Raw genomic sequence first — 14,516 nt, 5'->3', positions numbered from 1 at the left:
CCGATCGACGTCCCTCTACCCCGCCGCACCCGGATTACCGTCGGCTCTCTCGGCAGCGTCACCGGCCCGTCGCTGCCACCCGTCAGGGGCCGGATCCCCGGTCCACGGCACGGCGCACCACCAGGCTCTCCACCCCGTACGACAGCTCGGTGGCGGCGTCGTCCGGAGGCGGGTGGTAACGACCCGCGCACACCGAGAGGTTGACGATCAGATAGGCGTGCCAGGAGGACCCGACACCCCGTCCGTCGGCGAAGATCCGCTCCCCGTTCAGCGACCAGACGACGCTGCGCCTGCCGAAGGTCACGCTCAGATCGATGACGCCACCGGGGCTGACGGCTTCGTCGCGCACGTAACTGTGCGCCTCGCGTACGTGGTTGCTCAGCTCCAGGAGGTCGGGGTTGTCCGGGTGGTACTCGAACACGTCCACCTCGTTGCCCCCGTCCCGCCAGGTCCAGATCGCCGGCCAGGAACCCGAGCCGGTGGGCAGGCGCACCCTGGTGTCGAGGCGGTCTCCGGTGCGGACCATGAAGCCCTCGGCACTCTCCTCAGTGGTCAACAGGCCCGCGTCCCACAGTCCGTCGGCTCTGCGCGTGGCGCGGAACGTACCGGTGCGGGAGTACGAGGGGTCGGCCGTGAGGTGGTCCAGTTTGTTGTCGCCGGGGTTGGTGGGGCCGCCGTCGGGATAGGCCCAGGAGCGGCCCGCCACCCACTGACGGTCGGAGGAGAAATCGGCGGTGAAGACGACTGTGCTCACCCGAGGGCTCCCTCTGTCGCCGGATACGGCATCACATGCCGGATTTCTCCCCAGCACGGCCTCGGCCATGCGACGCCCGAATTCGCCCGACCCGCGATTCACCCGTTCGGCGTAGCGCGCACGCGAGGCACGCACCGGGCGGCATCCACGTCGAGCGCGCCCACTCCACCGTCGGCCCGCATGCGCTTGTTCGACGAGGGGCGCACGCTGTTGCCATGGGCCTTGCGCACCCCGTCGTGATCTACCCGCCCGCCGCGGACGGCGGGCGACGGGTACGCGCCGGTGACCACTTCCTGGGCATGGCGTACGGCCTGCTGGACGTCGCCGACTTCCTCCGGGAGACCGGGTTGGACGAGGCCGACGAGGCCTACGTCGAGTCGTCCCCACTCATCGAGTGGCGAGGCGGCGGCCCGAAAACCTGGGAGCACGGCCCGGACCGCCGGTGAGCGGGTCGCCGGGAACGGGTTCGGCCGCCGGGCGGCGGTGTCAGTGGTAGCGGACAGTCTCGCGCCCCATGAGTGATCAACTGCATGAGGTGGTTGTCCGCACGGCGGAGCACGCGGATGTGGAGGCTCTTGTGGCGTGCAGTCGTGCCCTTTTCGCCGAGGACGCGGGAAACCGTGATCCCACCATCGACATCGACTGGCCGCGTGGCACGGACCGCGGCGATTCGTCACCGGCATCGACGACCCCGACCGGCTGCTGCTCGTCGCCGATCGAGACGGCGAGGTCGTCGGCCATCTCACGGGCGCGCCGGCTGAAGCCTCTGCGATGAGACCGGTCAGAATCGCGACGCTGGTGAGCATGTACGTCCGGCCCGCGCACCGTCGGGAACAGATCGGCGCGCGCCTGGTACGCGAGTTCACGGCCTGGGCGAAGCAGAAGGAAGCGAGGTTCGTGGAGGTGACGGCGTATGCGAGCAACTCCGAGGCCCTGCGCTTCTATGAGCGCAACGGCTTCGCTGCCAGGTCGGTGACCTTGGAGGCCGCGTTGTAGGCGGCCGTACCGTGGCGTGGTGGTCGCTGGGCGCGGACCCCTGCTGCTCACCTTCGTGCCGTCGTGGGTCATGTCTTGGGATCGTGGCCCCAGTTCATGAGGGAGTAGCGCCACGGAGTGGCGGTGAGGTCCGTCTTGTTCGTGTGCTGAAGCTTGATGATGCGCCGCCCCGAGGCGTGCCGACGCTCTCGCCGCCGTCGCTCTGGCCGACACTCTTCGACTCCTCGGTGGCCAGCCACTTCTCCAGCCGGCCGGCGGTCATGTTTACCACCTCGTGGAACGCGTCGAGGATCTCGTCACGGTCGGCGGCCTGTTGCTTTCCCGCCGTCAGGACCGGCCGCCCTTCTTGCGCAGGGCGCCGGGCTTGTGCACGGCGGAGCGTCCGGTCTTGTCGCTCTCCACCTCGTACTGCGGCTCCTCACGCGCGGCGTCGACCGTGCGGCCGGCCGCTTCCGTACGGTCGGTGATCTTCCGCTTCACCTTCCCGGTCACGTTCTGGCCGTGGCTCTTCCACGAGACCTTGTCGCCCTTGCCCGGTTCGTCCTTCTTCGGCATGACGTTCTCCTCGGACCGAATGCCGCGCCTGGGCACGGCCGACACGAGTGGTCGGTCATCACTCCCAGACTCGCGCCACCGGCTCGTTCACGCATCCGCTCGCGGCGGGCGGCCCCGATCACCCGGGTTCCGGCCGGGTGCCGGGTCAGTGTGCCGGGGTACGCCGCACCACCTTGCCCTCGCCGTCCGCCTCCAGGGTCGCCGTGGTCTGCTGCTCCCGTGCCGGGTGCCGGGTGCGGCGGGCGGGTCGCCGGCGGCCGACAGCCCCGTCAGGGCCGCCGCCGACGCGGTGTCGTCCACGGCGGGGCCGAGCCATTCGCACATCAGGACGGTGGCGTCGTCCTGGAGGTCGCCGTCGTGATAGTCGAGGACGGCCTGGATGAGACGGCGCAGGGTCTCGGGGACGGGCAGGCCGTCGGCGTGACGGCGGATGAGGAAGTCGGTGAAGCGTTCGAGGCCGAACTCACCGGCGCCGGGGCGGCGGGCCTCGGTGATGCCGTCGGTGCAGAGCACGACGCGGTCACCCGGCTGTAGCTGTTCGCGGCAGACCGTACTGACCAGCCCCAGGCCGGTGCCCATGGGGTGGGCGGGAGGACAGAGCAGGTGGCTGCTCCAGCGGTTGCCGCGGATGATGATCGGCGGCTGGTGGCCGCGGTTGACCCAGCTCAGCACCCCCGTGCGGGTGTCGAGAGTGGCGAGGATGCCGGTGACATAGCGGCGCAGGTCGTACTGGTCGATCAGGGCGGCTTCCACGGCCTCCCCCTTGGCGACGAGGCCGGCGCCCTGTCGGCGGGAGTTGCGGCAGGCTCCCAGCGCCAGAGCACCGCACAGGCCGGCGGCGGTGTCATGCCCCATCGCGTCGAGGAGGGTCAGATGGACGAGGGGCCCGTCGAGGGCGTACTCGTACACGTCGCCGCTGATCCGGTGGGCGGGTTCCATCGCCGCGGAGATCACGACGCGCCCGTCGGCGTACGTGCTGGGCGGCATCAGGTTCCACGCCATCTCCGCCGCGATGTTCAGCGGCTCGGTCCGCACCAGGCGGGCCAGCGTGTCGCTGGAGGCCCGTTTGGCGGTGATCAGGAGCGCCACGAGCGCGGCGAGCCGGTCCGCGTCCTCACGGGCGCGGGCGTCGTCGACGACGGACCGCACCCGCAGCAGTCCCAACCGCTCGGTGCCGTCCACCAACGGCACCCACCAGTCGGCCTCTCCCGCGCATGACATCGGAGGCGCGAACGCGGGTACCCGCACCTGCGGAGGTAGCTGATGTTCGAGCCAAGCGATATCCGTGAGTGGCGCGGTCACGACGTGGTGGACCCGCAGGGGCACAAGATCGGCATCCTGGAGTCGGTCTACGTGGACACCGGTACCGACCTGCCCAGCTTCGCCACGGTGACGGTCGGGCTTCCCACCCGTCGCCGTCTGGTGTTCGTGCCGCTCCTCGGCGCGACGGTCGGTCCGGGCTACCTGAAGGTCGCCCACGACAAGGGCGCGGTGAGGAAGGCCCCGTCGATCGACCTCGACGGCGAACTCCCTGCCCCGGAGGAACCGAAGATCTTCGCGCACTACGAACTGGACTACGCGCCGGGCGTCGGCGGCGAGCGTCGCCTCGCCCGCCGCTGACACGTCGAGGCCGCCGGGAGAGCCAATGAGCCTGTTTCTGTTTCTGATCCTCGTGGCCCTCGTCCTGGGCATCATCGGATTCGCGGTCCACGGGCTGTTCTACCTGCTGATCATCGGCGCCCTGGTCCTTCTCGCCGATCTCTTCTACGCCGCGGTGCGGTTCCGCCGTGGCGGAAGGAAACACCGTATTGCCCGTTGACCGGCGTCTCCCCGGCCGCGGAGACGCCGACGACGCGTCCGGTCCATCAGCGCGGCACGATCGCCGCCTCGGCCGCCGTCCTGATCCGGGAACCGAAACCGGGGGCGTCCTTGCGGGCGGCGGCGAGCGCCAGGCCGACGAGGAGCTTGCCCAGCCCGTGGCCTTCGAGAACGTTGAAGATACGGACCCGGGTTCCGCCGCCGGGCAGCGGCTCCAGGTCATACCCGCCTTCACGCACCGTCACGGTGTTCTTCGAGGCCTCGGTCCACCGGATCTTCACGGGGGCTTCGAGCGCCATGATGCGGAACTCTCTGGCGGTCTTCATCCCGGCGTCCTTGACCGTGCTCCGAAAGACGGTGCCCACCGTGGTCGGGGCATCGGGAATCCGCTCGATCTTGAGCACACGGGGGCTGAACTGCGGATCGTTGCGCCCGTCGGCGAGGTAGGCGAACACCTCCTCGACAGCCCGATCGACCTCCACCGTCGCTTCGAACTGTCCTGACATGAGCACTCCCCATCGGTCGAGTCGCACGCGCGCGAAGTCCACGCCGCACCGCACGTCACTTCGCGGTGGCACCGCGACCTCATGGGACCATCGAACACCCCACGCGGCAATCGGCAATCCTCCACGAGGCGGGCGCCGCGGGGAACACAGACACCCGTGCGAGCCGGGCGGACGCCCGGAGAAACGCCCCGAGCACGCGGTGAGCGGGCCCGGGGCGTTCTGCCGCGGAGGCAGCTTCGTTACACCGCGGCGATGCCCTCCATGCCGGATTCGGCGAAGGCGGGCAGACCTGTGACCGTCGTGACCTTGGTGAGGGCGCCGTCGCGGCCGACCCTGAAGCCGTCCACGGTGCCCGAGGTGGCGTTCTGGACGTAGACGAACTTGTCCTCGGCCACGGCGATGTCGATGACACCCTGGGACTTCCCCGACGGAGCGGCGGCGATTCCGGCCACGTTGGTCAGGGCGAGCCGGCCGTGCGGGCCCGTCCGGTAGCCGGTGACCGTCGAATTGCCGGTGTTGCCGCCGTAGAAGAAGTCGCCGGCCCGCTCCAGCCAGCACAACGTGTCCTGCCCGTTGGGCAGGGACTTCTGCACGATGTCCAACGCACCGTCGCGCCGCACGCGGTAGGTGGTAACGGTCGACTCGGCGGCCTCGGCGACCAGCATGCGGCCGGCCTTGTCGAAGGTGACGGCGAACGGCACCATGCCCGCGGACCCGGTCACCACGGGTTTCGCCGCCGGGCGGCCGTCACGGCCCACCGGGAAGACCTCTATGGTGTTCGCCGACTTGGTCGTGACCACCAGGTTCCGGCCGTCCGGCGTGAACGCGACCTGGCCCGGCGAGCTGCTGAACAAGGGCACGTTGCCGTTCTTGAGCCCCAGGCCGCGGTGGGATCCGCGCAGTGGCTTCAGCCCCTTCGAGGTGATCCTGTATCCCTGGACGCTTCCGGCGCCACCCGCGTTCAGCACGTACGCCAGGTCGCCCGAGACCGCGATACCGGCGGGAAACCGGCCTCGCGAGGACACGGTCTGTCGGTCCGTCAGCTTCTGGCCGTGCACCGCGAAGGAGGTCAGCGTGCCGCTGCCCGCGTTGACTGCCAGCAGTCGGCCGGAACGCGGGTCGTAGACGAGACTCCCCTGCGAGGCAAGGGAGTCGGTGGGTGCGTCGACCTGGTCCCCGCCGATGCCCCCGGTCGCGTACTCCCCCGCGGCGGTCAGCTTGCCGTCGTCGCCCCGGCGGAAGACATGGATGGTGTTGCCCGCGAGCTCGTTGCCCTGGACGAAGACGGCGTGGTCGGCCTTCGGCGCGGTGACGGCCGGTGAAACCTGGCCTGCGGAGGCGACATTGACCGTCGCGACCACGGCGGCGACCGCCACCGTGCCACCGCCGAAAACGGTCATCCTCTTCTGCAGCTTCGACCTGCGTTTGTTGTGCCTGCTCACGTGCGGCTCCTCGGGTCCGGGGGCTTGCGTGACCAGAGTTGCCGAAGTGACAGCAGGGTTGAAGGTGTCCGAGGCTCACGTCAGAGTCCCGTAAGAACTGCGCCCGGACGGTTCGGGCCGCCGACGGCGTCACGCCACGGCACAGGACCGGGCCCGCCGCGTGTGCGGCGGGCCCGGTCTTCGTGGCCGAGGCGGGATGTGAACCCGCGACCTCCGGGTTATGAGCCCAGCGAGCTGCCTACCTGCTCCACCCGGCGACCTTCACTGTAGGACGCCGGTGCCGTGCCGGGCCGGGCAATTACCGGGCCCCGCCACGGCGGACGCCGGGACAAGCGGAGGGCCGAGGGCCGAGACATCGGCTCTCCGCCCAGCCCTGCGCCCCCAGCCCTTTCAGCCCTCAGGCGTTGGCGTGGCGACGCGTGGCCGTCCTTCGTGGGGCGGCGTGGTGCACGGACCTGCCCTCGCCGGCCGTCTGCTGACGCCACAGCCACAGCGAAGTCACGGACAGGAGACCGGTGAAGACCACCAGGAAGAGCACCGACACCCACATCTGCCGACTCCCGGGATCGTCCCATCCCGTCCAGGCGGCCGACGCGGCCCACAAGGCCGCACCGCCCGCGTAGACAGGGCGGATGCGCCGCAGCTGCCGGACGGCACGCACGGATTCGACGTGATCAGTTTTCTGTGCCATGTGGGCCCAGGTACCCCGATCCGCGCTCTTCATCAGTCCTCGGCCGACGACGCACCGTGGTGCAGGACGACGAAGAGTTCCCGCGCGCGAGAGCCGTCCGGCAGTGCCCAGGACCCGGCGACATGGCCGACCGCCCGCGAGGGCGGCAAGGGCTCGTTGTCCGGGACGGGACGCGGCACCCGGTGCAGGCGGAGTGTCGTGCCCTGCGGTGCGGGCAGCTCAGTGCCCTGTGGGTCGTCCGTGGCGCCTGCCACGGAGCCCGTGGAGGTGGCACCGCCACCGGTGCAGGAGCGGGTGACCTCCCGGTCGGGGACATCGCTGGTGTTCTGGTCCTGAGCCGGGACCCGGCCCTCGATCAGGGCCGCCAACTGGGCGATCAGCACCGGGTCGTGGCAGCCGTCGTAGGCCCAGCGCCGCCCCAGCACCCCGTGCTCCATGATGCCGACGAGGGCGTGCTCCGCCCCGTCGAGCGGGGCCCCGCGACAGGTCAACGGCACCAGATAGGTGGCCGGACGGCCGGCGGAGGTGTCGGTGACCACCAGGAACTCGATCCCGACCTCGCTCTCGGGGTCGTCCAGCCGGAAGCCCCCGGCCTTGGGCAGTTCCGGTGCGCCCGTGCCTCTCGCGTACCACGGCCGGGTGGGCAGCCAGGAGGTGAGCAGTTCCAGCTTGGTCGGTTCGAGGACGGTGCGGTGGATGACGGCCATGCCGAGTTTCCGAACCTCGGTCCCGGTCCCGGGTCCGGACCCGACCCCGACCCCGGACCCGGCCCCGGACCCGGACCTGGTCTCGGTCGCGCTCCGGTCTCAGGCTCAGCCTCGGCCCGGTCCGACCGGCGCGGTGATCTCGCGCTTGAGGATCTTGCCGCTGGGGCCGGTCGGCAGGGTGTCCACGAGCCACACCTCACGCGGGTACTTGTACGCGGCGACCCGGCTCTTGACGAACTCCCTCAGCTCGTCGGGGGTGGCATGGGCGCCCGGGCGCAGGACGACCGCGGCCGCGATCTCCTCGCCCAGGTGGGTGTGCGGCACGCCCACCACGGCGGCCAGGGCGACGGCCGGGTGCTCGTGCAGCACCTCCTCCATCTCCCGCGGATAGACGTTGTAGCCACCACGGATGATCATGTCCTTCTTGCGGTCCACGATGTACAGGTAGCCGTCCTCGTCCTGCCGCGCGAGGTCGCCGGAGCGCAGCCAGCCGTCCGGCATGGCGGTCGCGGTCTCCTCGGGGCGGTTCCAGTAACCCTTCATCACGTTCGGGCCCCGCACGGCCAGTTCGCCCACCTCGCCCGGGGTGACGTCCTGGCCCTTGTCGTCGAGCAGCCGCACCTGCACGTCACGGATCGGCGTGCCGATAGAGCCGGCCTTGCGCGGCCGGTCGGGGTGATTGAAGGTGACCACCGGGCTGGTCTCGGACATGCCGAAGCCCTCCAGCACCGCACAGCCGAAGCGCCGCTCGAAGCCGTGCAGAACCTCCACCGGCAGCGAGGCTCCGCCGGAGATGCACATCCGCAGCGTCGACACGTCCGCCTCGGACGGGTGCTGGAGCAGCGCCGCGTACATCGTGGGGACGCCCTCGAAGACCGTGGCCCGGTCGCGGGCGATGGCGTCCAGCACGGTCTGCGGTTCGAAGCGGGGGATCAGCGTCAGCGAGGCGCCCGCGCGGACGGCCACGCTCATCGTGCAGATCTGGCCGAAGATGTGGAACAACGGCAGACAGCCCACCACCACGTCCTGAGGTGTCATGCGCTGGACGTGGACCGTGTTGACCTCGGTGTTGTGCCGCAGCCCGCCATGCGTGAGCGTGGCGCCCTTGGGGCGGCCGGTGGTGCCGGAGGTGTACAGGAGCACGGCCACGTCGTCGACGCCGGTCCCGGCCACCTCGGACAGCGGCTCGTGCCCGGCCAGCAGCGCGCCGAAGGCGGCGGGTTCGACGGCCAGGTGCCGCACACCGGCGGCGGCCGCGCCCTGCGCGCCCTCCCCCGGGGCCTGGTGCCATTCGAACAGCAGCACCGCCCCGGAGTCGTCGAGGTGGTACTCGGTCTCCCGCGTCTTCAGCAGCGGGTTCATCGGTACGACGATCCCCCCGGCGCGGAGCACCCCGTAGTACAGGACGACGAACTCGGGAACGTTGGGCAGCATCAGGGCGACCCGGTCCCCCGGCCGCACGCCCTCGGCCCGGAGCAGCGCGGCGGCGCGGGCGCTGCGCTCGTCCAGCTCCGCGTAGCTGGTGACCTGCTCGCCCAGGCGCAGCGCGGGGCGTCCCGGCTGCCGCTGTGCCGTATCCACCAGGAACTGCGCCAGATTGGCCATGACCCGCCTCCACGAACGTCACCGTCGAAATCCGCTGTTCACCTGCGCGACATCGTGCTGCCACGCACGGCGGCGGACTATGGGCGGCAGGACAGCGCGACCCCTCCCGGATTGGTTCGGGGAACAAAATGATGGCGTTAAGCTGCGGTAATGGATATCTCTGGCGTGGCGGCGGCGCTTCATTCCAGACTTCCGGAGCTGGGTGAGCGGATCGCGCAGCGTATCCGCTCGGACGTCGACGCCTACGACGAGGAGTCGCTGATCCCCTTCGACTCGCTGCGCCGCTCGTGCACCGCCAACGCGGACCTGGTCCTGAGCCACCTCGGTCACGCGGATGCCCCGGACCCCAGCCCGGCCCGCCAGACCGGCCGGGTGCGCGCCGAACAGGGCGTGCCGCTGGCGGACACCCTGCACGCGTACCGGGTCGGCTTCGAACTGCTGTGGACGGAGATCCTCCTGGAGTCACGGACACATCCCGAGGTCTCCGACGATCAGTTGGTGTCCCAGTCCGCGGAGATCTGGGCGTTGTTCGGCCTGTACGCGGAGGCGGTGGCGGCGGCCTACCGGGAGACCTCCGCCGAGTTGACCTCGCAGCGGCACGCCCGGCGCTCCGCACTGGTGGAGGCGCTGTTCACCGGCGTCATCGCCGACCGGACCACGCTGTGGGAGGCCGCCCGCGAGCTGGGCCTGCCCGAGCACGGCCCCTACGCGGTGGTCGCGGCGGCGGCCGGCGCTCCCGGCCAGGAGCCGCTGGCCGGCATCGAAGCCGTGCTGCGTCAGGCCCGACTCGCCTCGGCCTGGCGGCTGTTGCCCGACCATCAGATCGGGGTGATCGCCCTGCCCACACCGGCGGCGGAGAGCGCCTGTCTGCGCGCCCTGCGTCGTGCCCAGGCCCGCGTGGGCGTCAGCCCGTGCTTCCCCTCCCTGCGGGACACTCCGCAGGCGCTGCGCTTCGCTCGCCTGGCGCTGGCCGGGCTGCGGGGCACCGGTCCCGGCGTCGCGCGGTTCGACGACAACCCGCTCGCCATGGTGGTGGCCGCCGCTCCGGCGGAGTCGGCGCATCTCGTGGGAGTGGTCCTCCAGCCCCTGGTCGACCTGCCGGTCGCGGAACGTGCCCGCCTGTTGGAGACCCTGGAGCACTGGTTCGCCGCCGCAGGATCGGCCACCGACGCGGCCCGGGGCCTGTTCGTCCACCCCAACACCGTCCGTTACCGGCTGCGCCGTATCGAGGAGTTGACCGGCCGTTCCCTTTCCGATCCGCGCGCGGTGGCCGACATCGGCGCGGCACTCCTGGCCGTCCGCAACGCCGGCGTCGGTGCGGGCGAACAGCCGTCGCCCGCACCGGACTGACCCGGCTGCTCACGGACGAGCGTGGTGCGTACGGCCGTCACAGGCACGGTCGGCAGCCCGGGTACGACCGATGCCGGTGCCACGACCGTGCACCGCGCGTGGCCGGTTCCCGTGCGGTCACCGTCACCGGCTCGGACCGGCACGGTGTCCACGGGGCGTACGGCGACGCGTGCGTCGACGGGACGGTCGACGCCTACCTGCGCACCGGGAAGCTGCCCGGCGCGGACGTCACCTGCGCGGCCGCCGGGCGCACCGGCACGGCGGTGAGCCCGGCGGAGGGTGGTGAGAGCGCCGCTCCCACCACGCTCTCGGCCCGCGGCCACGACTGATTGTGCCCTCCACGATCGGGGAACGCGTCGGGCTCGGGAGACGCGGTTTCCAGGCCCCGTCGCGATCTCCCTTCTATCGTGGAACGGCACAGTGACGTTCGGCACCGAGACAGGCGGCAGGACATGCGGAAACCACTGATCGACTATGTGGCGGTCTTCCGCGCCCTGCCCGGCATGGTGGCCCTCCTCACCCCCGACCTGATCTACGCCGACGCCAACGACGACTTCCTGCGGCTCGCCGGACGCACCCGCGAGCAGCTGCTGGGCCGCTACATCTTCGACGTCTTCCCGGAGAACCCGAACGACCCGGCGGCAGCCGGCATGCGGGAGACCCGGGAGTCGATGCTGCGAGTGGTCGCCACCGGCGAGCGCGACACGATGGCACTGCTGCGCTACGACATCGAGGACCCCCATCGGTCCGGTGTGTGGCGCGAGCACTACTGGAGCCCGGTGAACGCGCCCGTCCACGGCCCCGACGGGCAGGTGGCGCTCGTCGTGCACCGGGTGGAGGAGGTCACCGAGCTCATCCACGCGCGCGGCGGCCCGAACGGCGGGGCCCGGGCCCGTGTGCTGGAGGCCGAGCTGTACACCCGGGCCCGCGAGCTGCAGGAGGTCAACGAACGGCTCCGCCAGGCGCACGCCCATGAGCGGGAGGTCGCTCTGGCGCTCCAGGCGGCCATGCTGCCCGCGCCCGGCCCGACCGGGCCGCACGCCGCCGCCGTGCGCTACCGGCCCGCGGTCGACGCACTGAACGTGTGCGGCGACTGGTACGACCTGGTCGACCTGCCCGGCGACAATCTGGCGGTCGCCGTCGGCGATGTCGTCGGGCACGGTCTCGCGGCGGCCTGCACCATGGGGCAGCTGCGCAGCGCCCTGAGCGCCGCCTGCCGGGTGGCCGACGGGCCCGCCCAGGCCCTGGAGGCCCTCGGGCTGTACGCCCGCTTCGTCGAGGGAGCCGAGGCGACCAGCGTCGTGACCACCTTCATCGACTGGGACAGCCACACCATCACCTACAGCTGTGCCGGCCACCCGCCGCCCGTCCTCGTGCACGAGGACGGAACCATCACCTTCCTCGACCAGGCCACCGATCCCCCGCTCGCCGCCCGCCCGGAACACCTCCCCCGCCCCCAGGCCCACACCGGCTTCACCGAGGGCGCCACGCTCGTCCTGTACACCGACGGCCTGATCGAGCGCCGCGACGAGGACATCTACACGGGCCTGGCCCGGCTCGCCGCCTCCCTCACCCACCACAGACACTCGGCCCCCGAAGCCCTGGCCGACGCCCTCCTCGCCGACCTTCTCCCCACCACCGGCACCACCGACGACACGGCCCTGATCGTCCTGCGTCTGTGACCCGGACACTGGGGACGCCCAAGGCCTTGTTCCCCGCCGTCAGTCGGAGGGACCCGCAGGGTCGGGGGTGCCGGGGGTGTCGGGTCGGGCCGTGTGATCGGGGTGGTCGCCGGTGCGGCGGGCTTCCTTCAGCTCCGCCTCGTAGAGGTGGTCGCGTCCTGCGGCGAGCTGGTGCACCGCCTCCCGCTCCAGGTCGGCGAACACTCGGTAGTACGTCCCGTCGTAGGCCTCGACGATCTGGAACGTCCAGTGTCCCGGGATGACGTTGCGCCCCAGGATCTCCGTCTCGACGCGTTCGGCCCAGGTCTCGTGGCCCGCCCTGCGCAGCAGTTCGACCGTGCGGTCCAGCTCCAGGTCCGCGGTGCCGGTGAGCTGGTGGAACGAGTAGAGGTGCCCACGGGCCCGTTCGACCGTCTCCAGCGCCTTGGACAGTGAGCCGAGCGCTTCCACCGTCACGTCGCCGACGCCCGGGGGACGCCGGTGCTCAGGGTCCGGACCGTGGAGGTCACCCATCTTCGCCACTTCCTTCGCGCCAGGGACTCCCGACCTGTCCCTACCAGCACAGCACGGCACGGGCGACGGCACCGTCCGTGCCGTCCGGATGCGCCGTCGACTGACCCGATCGAGCCGGTCTCAGCGCACGACGTCGACGAGGTGGGGCACCACCCGGGTGAGCCGGACCACGGCCCAGAGGATGAGGAGCGCGCCGATCGCCTCGGGCAGCAGCCACCAGCCCGTACGGATGCTCTCGTCGAACAGCGCCACGCCCAGCAGGAGGCTCACCGCCGCGTCGCCGATGGTCAGCGCGGGCTGTGAAGCGACCAGCGGGCCGGCTTGCAGGGCGTTCTCCAGCAGCAGGAGGGCCAGGACCCCGGTGAGCGCGAATCCGTAGGTCTGCCAGGCGGTGAGGAAGGCCGGCAGGCCCGCGTCGGCGAGGCGTCCCGTGGCCGACTTCAGCAGGGCGGCGGTCAGGGCGTTGCCGACCGCCGCGGCCGAGGCCAGCGCCGCGGCGCGCAGCAACGGCGAGGAGGCGGAGCGCGCGAGGAGGACCGCGGCGGCCATCGCGCCCATAGTGAGCGCCAGGACCGGGATCCAGCGCGCCATGGAGGCCTGCTCCTGGCTGCCGGAGGGGGCTGCCGACGCCAGGAGCACGGCGAGTCCGGCCACCACTGCCCCGACCGCCCACCAGCCCTCGGCCGACAGCCGTCGGTGCATGAGCGGCACCGCCAACAGCAGCGCGAAGGGGAGTTCGAGGATGAACAGGGGCTGGACCAGCGCCATGGGCCCGTTGATGAGGGCCAGGGCCTGGAACACGGCGGCGCCCACCACGCCCGCGATGCCGATCGACCAGGCGGGCCGCCGCGCGAGGGCGAGCAGCAGCCGTACTCCGCCGCCCCGGTCCACCGTGGCGGCGGCCTTGCGCTGGAACGCCGTGCCCACGGCGTTGCTGACGGCGCCGAGGACGGCGAAGACGACGGCGAACACCATCATGACCCCGGTGCGGACGGATTCCACTCGAGCAGCAGGATCGTCGCATCGTCCTGGAGGCGGTTGGTCTTGGTGTCCAGGATGGCGTGGATGAGAAGCCGGAGGCTCTCGGGCGCGAGTTCTCCCGCGGCGGTCGCGCGGATGACGTGGTCGGCGAAGCGTTCGAGGCCGAACAGGTTGCCGTCCCGGGTCCGGGCCTCGGTGACGCCGTCGGTGTACAGCAGGACCCGGTCGCCCGGCTGCAGGGCGTACTCGTGGATCTGGCGCGGTCGCCCGGCCAACAGGAACGGCAGCCCCATCGGCGGGTCCGGCTCGCCTTCCAGCGCGTCGGCGACCAGCTGCTGGTCGCGGATGAGCAGGGGGGCGGGGTGACCGCAGTTGCTCCAGCGCAGCACGCCGGTGGTGAGGTCCAGTTGGGTCAGTACGGCCGTGCGGAACTGGTCCGGGAGCCACTCGGCGAGGGCCTGGTCCACGCTGTCGACCAGTTCGGGGAGGTCCTCGCCGGTGCGGCGGGCGTTGCGGCACGCGGCCGGCGAGACCGCGCTGGTCGGTCCGGACGCCAGGTTGTGCCCCATGGCGTCGAGGAACGTGGCGTGCAGGGTGGTGTCGGTGAGGCAGTGGTCGAAGGCGTCGCCGCCCAGTTCCACGGCGTGCTGGAGGCCGGGTGCCTCGGTGCAGCGGGCCACCGCCGTGGACAGCTCCAGCGTGCGGTTGGCGGAATCGGCGAGGAAGCCCATGAGCTGCTCGTCGTTGACCTCGGCCGTCACGTCGTCACCACCTGGCGGGCTGCTCGCTGCCGGATCCACCGGACGGACCGGATGCACCGGATGCGCCGGATGCGCCGACCGGACCGGAATGGACCGGTCGCTCTGGCCGCAGTCTCACATCCGGGGGCGTGGTCCGCAGTTCGGCGCAGGGCGCC

At 71.4% G+C, this 14,516-nt stretch carries 18 protein-coding genes, 1 tRNA gene and 1 pseudogene; 7 read left to right on the top strand and 13 right to left on the bottom strand.

Going from position 1 to position 14,516, the window contains the following annotated elements:
• Positions 1 to 82: 82 nt before the first annotated feature.
• Positions 83 to 754, bottom strand: a complete 672-nt coding sequence (locus ACFVYS_RS38620; protein WP_389509849.1) for a beta-glucanase — start codon at positions 752 to 754, stop codon at positions 83 to 85.
• Between the two features lie 215 nt (positions 755 to 969).
• Here ACFVYS_RS38620 and ACFVYS_RS38615 point away from each other — a divergent pair, with 215 nt between their 5' ends.
• Both ACFVYS_RS38615 and ACFVYS_RS38610 read left to right on the top strand, forming a co-directional pair.
• Entirely contained in the window at positions 970 to 1,200 is a 231-nt protein-coding gene (locus tag ACFVYS_RS38615) for a hypothetical protein (protein ID WP_389509847.1), read from the top strand.
• A gap of 196 nt (positions 1,201 to 1,396) precedes the next feature.
• Positions 1,397 to 1,750 carry a GNAT family N-acetyltransferase gene (locus ACFVYS_RS38610; protein WP_389509899.1) on the top strand — a complete coding sequence of 118 codons (354 nt, stop codon included), beginning with the start codon at positions 1,397 to 1,399 and terminating at the stop codon, positions 1,748 to 1,750.
• 94 nt (positions 1,751 to 1,844) lie between these two features.
• Here the strand turns inward: ACFVYS_RS38610 and ACFVYS_RS38605 are convergent, their stop codons facing one another.
• From ACFVYS_RS38605 to ACFVYS_RS38595, 3 genes are all read right to left on the bottom strand, one after another.
• Positions 1,845 to 2,012: a DUF3140 domain-containing protein gene (locus ACFVYS_RS38605; RefSeq protein WP_389509845.1), complete on the bottom strand. Its 168-nt coding sequence runs from the start codon at positions 2,010 to 2,012 to the stop codon at positions 1,845 to 1,847.
• 65 nt (positions 2,013 to 2,077) lie between these two features.
• A complete protein-coding gene (locus ACFVYS_RS38600; protein WP_389509843.1) occupies positions 2,078 to 2,305 on the bottom strand; it encodes a DUF2945 domain-containing protein in 228 nt (75 codons plus the stop codon).
• Positions 2,306 to 2,392: 87 nt separating this feature from the next.
• A complete protein-coding gene (locus tag ACFVYS_RS38595) occupies positions 2,393 to 3,526 on the bottom strand; it encodes a PP2C family protein-serine/threonine phosphatase (RefSeq protein ID WP_389509841.1) in 1,134 nt (377 codons plus the stop codon).
• Positions 3,527 to 3,568: 42 nt separating this feature from the next.
• Between ACFVYS_RS38595 and ACFVYS_RS38590 the strand changes: the two genes are divergently transcribed.
• Together ACFVYS_RS38590 and ACFVYS_RS38585 are read left to right on the top strand one after the other, a co-directional pair.
• The gene (locus ACFVYS_RS38590) at positions 3,569 to 3,925 is read left to right on the top strand and encodes a PRC-barrel domain-containing protein (protein ID WP_389509839.1); all 357 of its coding nucleotides are present in this window, start codon (positions 3,569 to 3,571) and stop codon (positions 3,923 to 3,925) included.
• A gap of 25 nt (positions 3,926 to 3,950) precedes the next feature.
• The gene (locus ACFVYS_RS38585; protein WP_389509837.1) at positions 3,951 to 4,124 is read left to right on the top strand and encodes a hypothetical protein; all 174 of its coding nucleotides are present in this window, start codon (positions 3,951 to 3,953) and stop codon (positions 4,122 to 4,124) included.
• Between the two features lie 46 nt (positions 4,125 to 4,170).
• Here ACFVYS_RS38585 and ACFVYS_RS38580 read toward each other — a convergent pair whose 3' ends face one another.
• From ACFVYS_RS38580 to ACFVYS_RS38555, 6 genes are all read right to left on the bottom strand, one after another.
• The gene (locus tag ACFVYS_RS38580; protein WP_389509897.1) at positions 4,171 to 4,629 is read right to left on the bottom strand and encodes an SRPBCC family protein; all 459 of its coding nucleotides are present in this window, start codon (positions 4,627 to 4,629) and stop codon (positions 4,171 to 4,173) included.
• 239 nt (positions 4,630 to 4,868) lie between these two features.
• Complete coding sequence (locus tag ACFVYS_RS38575; RefSeq protein WP_389509835.1) at positions 4,869 to 6,071, bottom strand: lactonase family protein; 1,203 nt, start codon at positions 6,069 to 6,071, stop codon at positions 4,869 to 4,871.
• A gap of 183 nt (positions 6,072 to 6,254) precedes the next feature.
• Positions 6,255 to 6,328, bottom strand: a tRNA-Met gene (locus tag ACFVYS_RS38570).
• 140 nt (positions 6,329 to 6,468) lie between these two features.
• On the bottom strand, positions 6,469 to 6,762 hold the full coding sequence (locus ACFVYS_RS38565; RefSeq protein ID WP_389509833.1) for a hypothetical protein: 294 nt from the start codon (positions 6,760 to 6,762) through the stop codon (positions 6,469 to 6,471).
• A gap of 32 nt (positions 6,763 to 6,794) precedes the next feature.
• A complete protein-coding gene (locus tag ACFVYS_RS38560; RefSeq protein WP_389509831.1) occupies positions 6,795 to 7,469 on the bottom strand; it encodes a 1,4-alpha-glucan branching protein in 675 nt (224 codons plus the stop codon).
• 105 nt (positions 7,470 to 7,574) lie between these two features.
• Entirely contained in the window at positions 7,575 to 9,074 is a 1,500-nt protein-coding gene (locus ACFVYS_RS38555) for a long-chain fatty acid--CoA ligase (protein WP_389509829.1), read from the bottom strand.
• A gap of 150 nt (positions 9,075 to 9,224) precedes the next feature.
• On the opposite strand from ACFVYS_RS38555, the gene ACFVYS_RS38550 reads away from it, so the two are divergent.
• The 3 genes from ACFVYS_RS38550 to ACFVYS_RS38540 all read left to right on the top strand — a co-directional run bounded on the left by ACFVYS_RS38550 (position 9,225) and on the right by ACFVYS_RS38540 (position 12,106).
• Positions 9,225 to 10,424 (top strand): PucR family transcriptional regulator, encoded by a 1,200-nt coding sequence (locus ACFVYS_RS38550; RefSeq protein WP_389509827.1) that lies wholly within the window; start codon positions 9,225 to 9,227, stop codon positions 10,422 to 10,424.
• Between the two features lie 98 nt (positions 10,425 to 10,522).
• Entirely contained in the window at positions 10,523 to 10,753 is a 231-nt protein-coding gene (locus ACFVYS_RS38545; protein WP_389509825.1) for an alpha/beta hydrolase, read from the top strand.
• Positions 10,754 to 10,876: 123 nt separating this feature from the next.
• The gene (locus ACFVYS_RS38540) at positions 10,877 to 12,106 is read left to right on the top strand and encodes a PP2C family protein-serine/threonine phosphatase (RefSeq protein ID WP_389509823.1); all 1,230 of its coding nucleotides are present in this window, start codon (positions 10,877 to 10,879) and stop codon (positions 12,104 to 12,106) included.
• Between the two features lie 39 nt (positions 12,107 to 12,145).
• On the opposite strand, the gene ACFVYS_RS38535 is transcribed toward ACFVYS_RS38540, so the two are convergent.
• The 3 genes and pseudogenes from ACFVYS_RS38535 to ACFVYS_RS38525 all read right to left on the bottom strand — a co-directional run.
• Entirely contained in the window at positions 12,146 to 12,619 is a 474-nt protein-coding gene (locus tag ACFVYS_RS38535) for a hypothetical protein (protein WP_389509821.1), read from the bottom strand.
• A 120-nt stretch (positions 12,620 to 12,739) separates the two neighbouring features.
• Positions 12,740 to 13,597 (bottom strand): DMT family transporter, encoded by an 858-nt coding sequence (locus ACFVYS_RS38530; RefSeq protein ID WP_389509895.1) that lies wholly within the window; start codon positions 13,595 to 13,597, stop codon positions 12,740 to 12,742.
• Positions 13,594 to 14,253, bottom strand: a pseudogene (locus tag ACFVYS_RS38525) (PP2C family protein-serine/threonine phosphatase); the annotation flags it as partial. The pseudogene ACFVYS_RS38525 and the gene ACFVYS_RS38530, both read right to left, overlap by 4 nt.
• Between the last annotated feature and the right edge of the window lie 263 nt (positions 14,254 to 14,516).

It is taken from the genome of Streptomyces sp. NPDC058295 (assembly GCF_042880655.1).
Lineage (GTDB): Bacteria > Actinomycetota > Actinomycetes > Streptomycetales > Streptomycetaceae > Streptomyces > Streptomyces coriariae.
This window is presented reverse-complemented; position numbering and strand designations above follow the sequence as displayed.

What these genes read in the sequence shown, in the direction of transcription:
- ACFVYS_RS38615 (WP_389509847.1), top strand. Translation starts at nt 970, where the DNA reads ATGGGCCTTGCGCACCCCGTCGTGATCTACCCGCCCGCCGCGGACGGC.
- ACFVYS_RS38605 (WP_389509845.1), bottom strand. Translation starts at nt 2,012, where the DNA reads ATGACCGCCGGCCGGCTGGAGAAGTGGCTGGCCACCGAGGAGTCGAAG.
- ACFVYS_RS38600 (WP_389509843.1), bottom strand. Translation starts at nt 2,305, where the DNA reads ATGCCGAAGAAGGACGAACCGGGCAAGGGCGACAAGGTCTCGTGGAAG.
- ACFVYS_RS38595 (WP_389509841.1), bottom strand. Translation starts at nt 3,526, where the DNA reads ATGTCATGCGCGGGAGAGGCCGACTGGTGGGTGCCGTTGGTGGACGGC.
- ACFVYS_RS38590 (WP_389509839.1), top strand. Translation starts at nt 3,569, where the DNA reads ATGTTCGAGCCAAGCGATATCCGTGAGTGGCGCGGTCACGACGTGGTG.
- ACFVYS_RS38585 (WP_389509837.1), top strand. Translation starts at nt 3,951, where the DNA reads ATGAGCCTGTTTCTGTTTCTGATCCTCGTGGCCCTCGTCCTGGGCATC.
- ACFVYS_RS38580 (WP_389509897.1), bottom strand. Translation starts at nt 4,629, where the DNA reads ATGTCAGGACAGTTCGAAGCGACGGTGGAGGTCGATCGGGCTGTCGAG.
- ACFVYS_RS38565 (WP_389509833.1), bottom strand. Translation starts at nt 6,762, where the DNA reads ATGGCACAGAAAACTGATCACGTCGAATCCGTGCGTGCCGTCCGGCAG.
- ACFVYS_RS38560 (WP_389509831.1), bottom strand. Translation starts at nt 7,469, where the DNA reads ATGGCCGTCATCCACCGCACCGTCCTCGAACCGACCAAGCTGGAACTG.
- ACFVYS_RS38555 (WP_389509829.1), bottom strand. Translation starts at nt 9,074, where the DNA reads ATGGCCAATCTGGCGCAGTTCCTGGTGGATACGGCACAGCGGCAGCCG.
- ACFVYS_RS38550 (WP_389509827.1), top strand. Translation starts at nt 9,225, where the DNA reads ATGGATATCTCTGGCGTGGCGGCGGCGCTTCATTCCAGACTTCCGGAG.
- ACFVYS_RS38540 (WP_389509823.1), top strand. Translation starts at nt 10,877, where the DNA reads ATGCGGAAACCACTGATCGACTATGTGGCGGTCTTCCGCGCCCTGCCC.
- ACFVYS_RS38535 (WP_389509821.1), bottom strand. Translation starts at nt 12,619, where the DNA reads ATGGGTGACCTCCACGGTCCGGACCCTGAGCACCGGCGTCCCCCGGGC.
- ACFVYS_RS38530 (WP_389509895.1), bottom strand. Translation starts at nt 13,597, where the DNA reads ATGATGGTGTTCGCCGTCGTCTTCGCCGTCCTCGGCGCCGTCAGCAAC.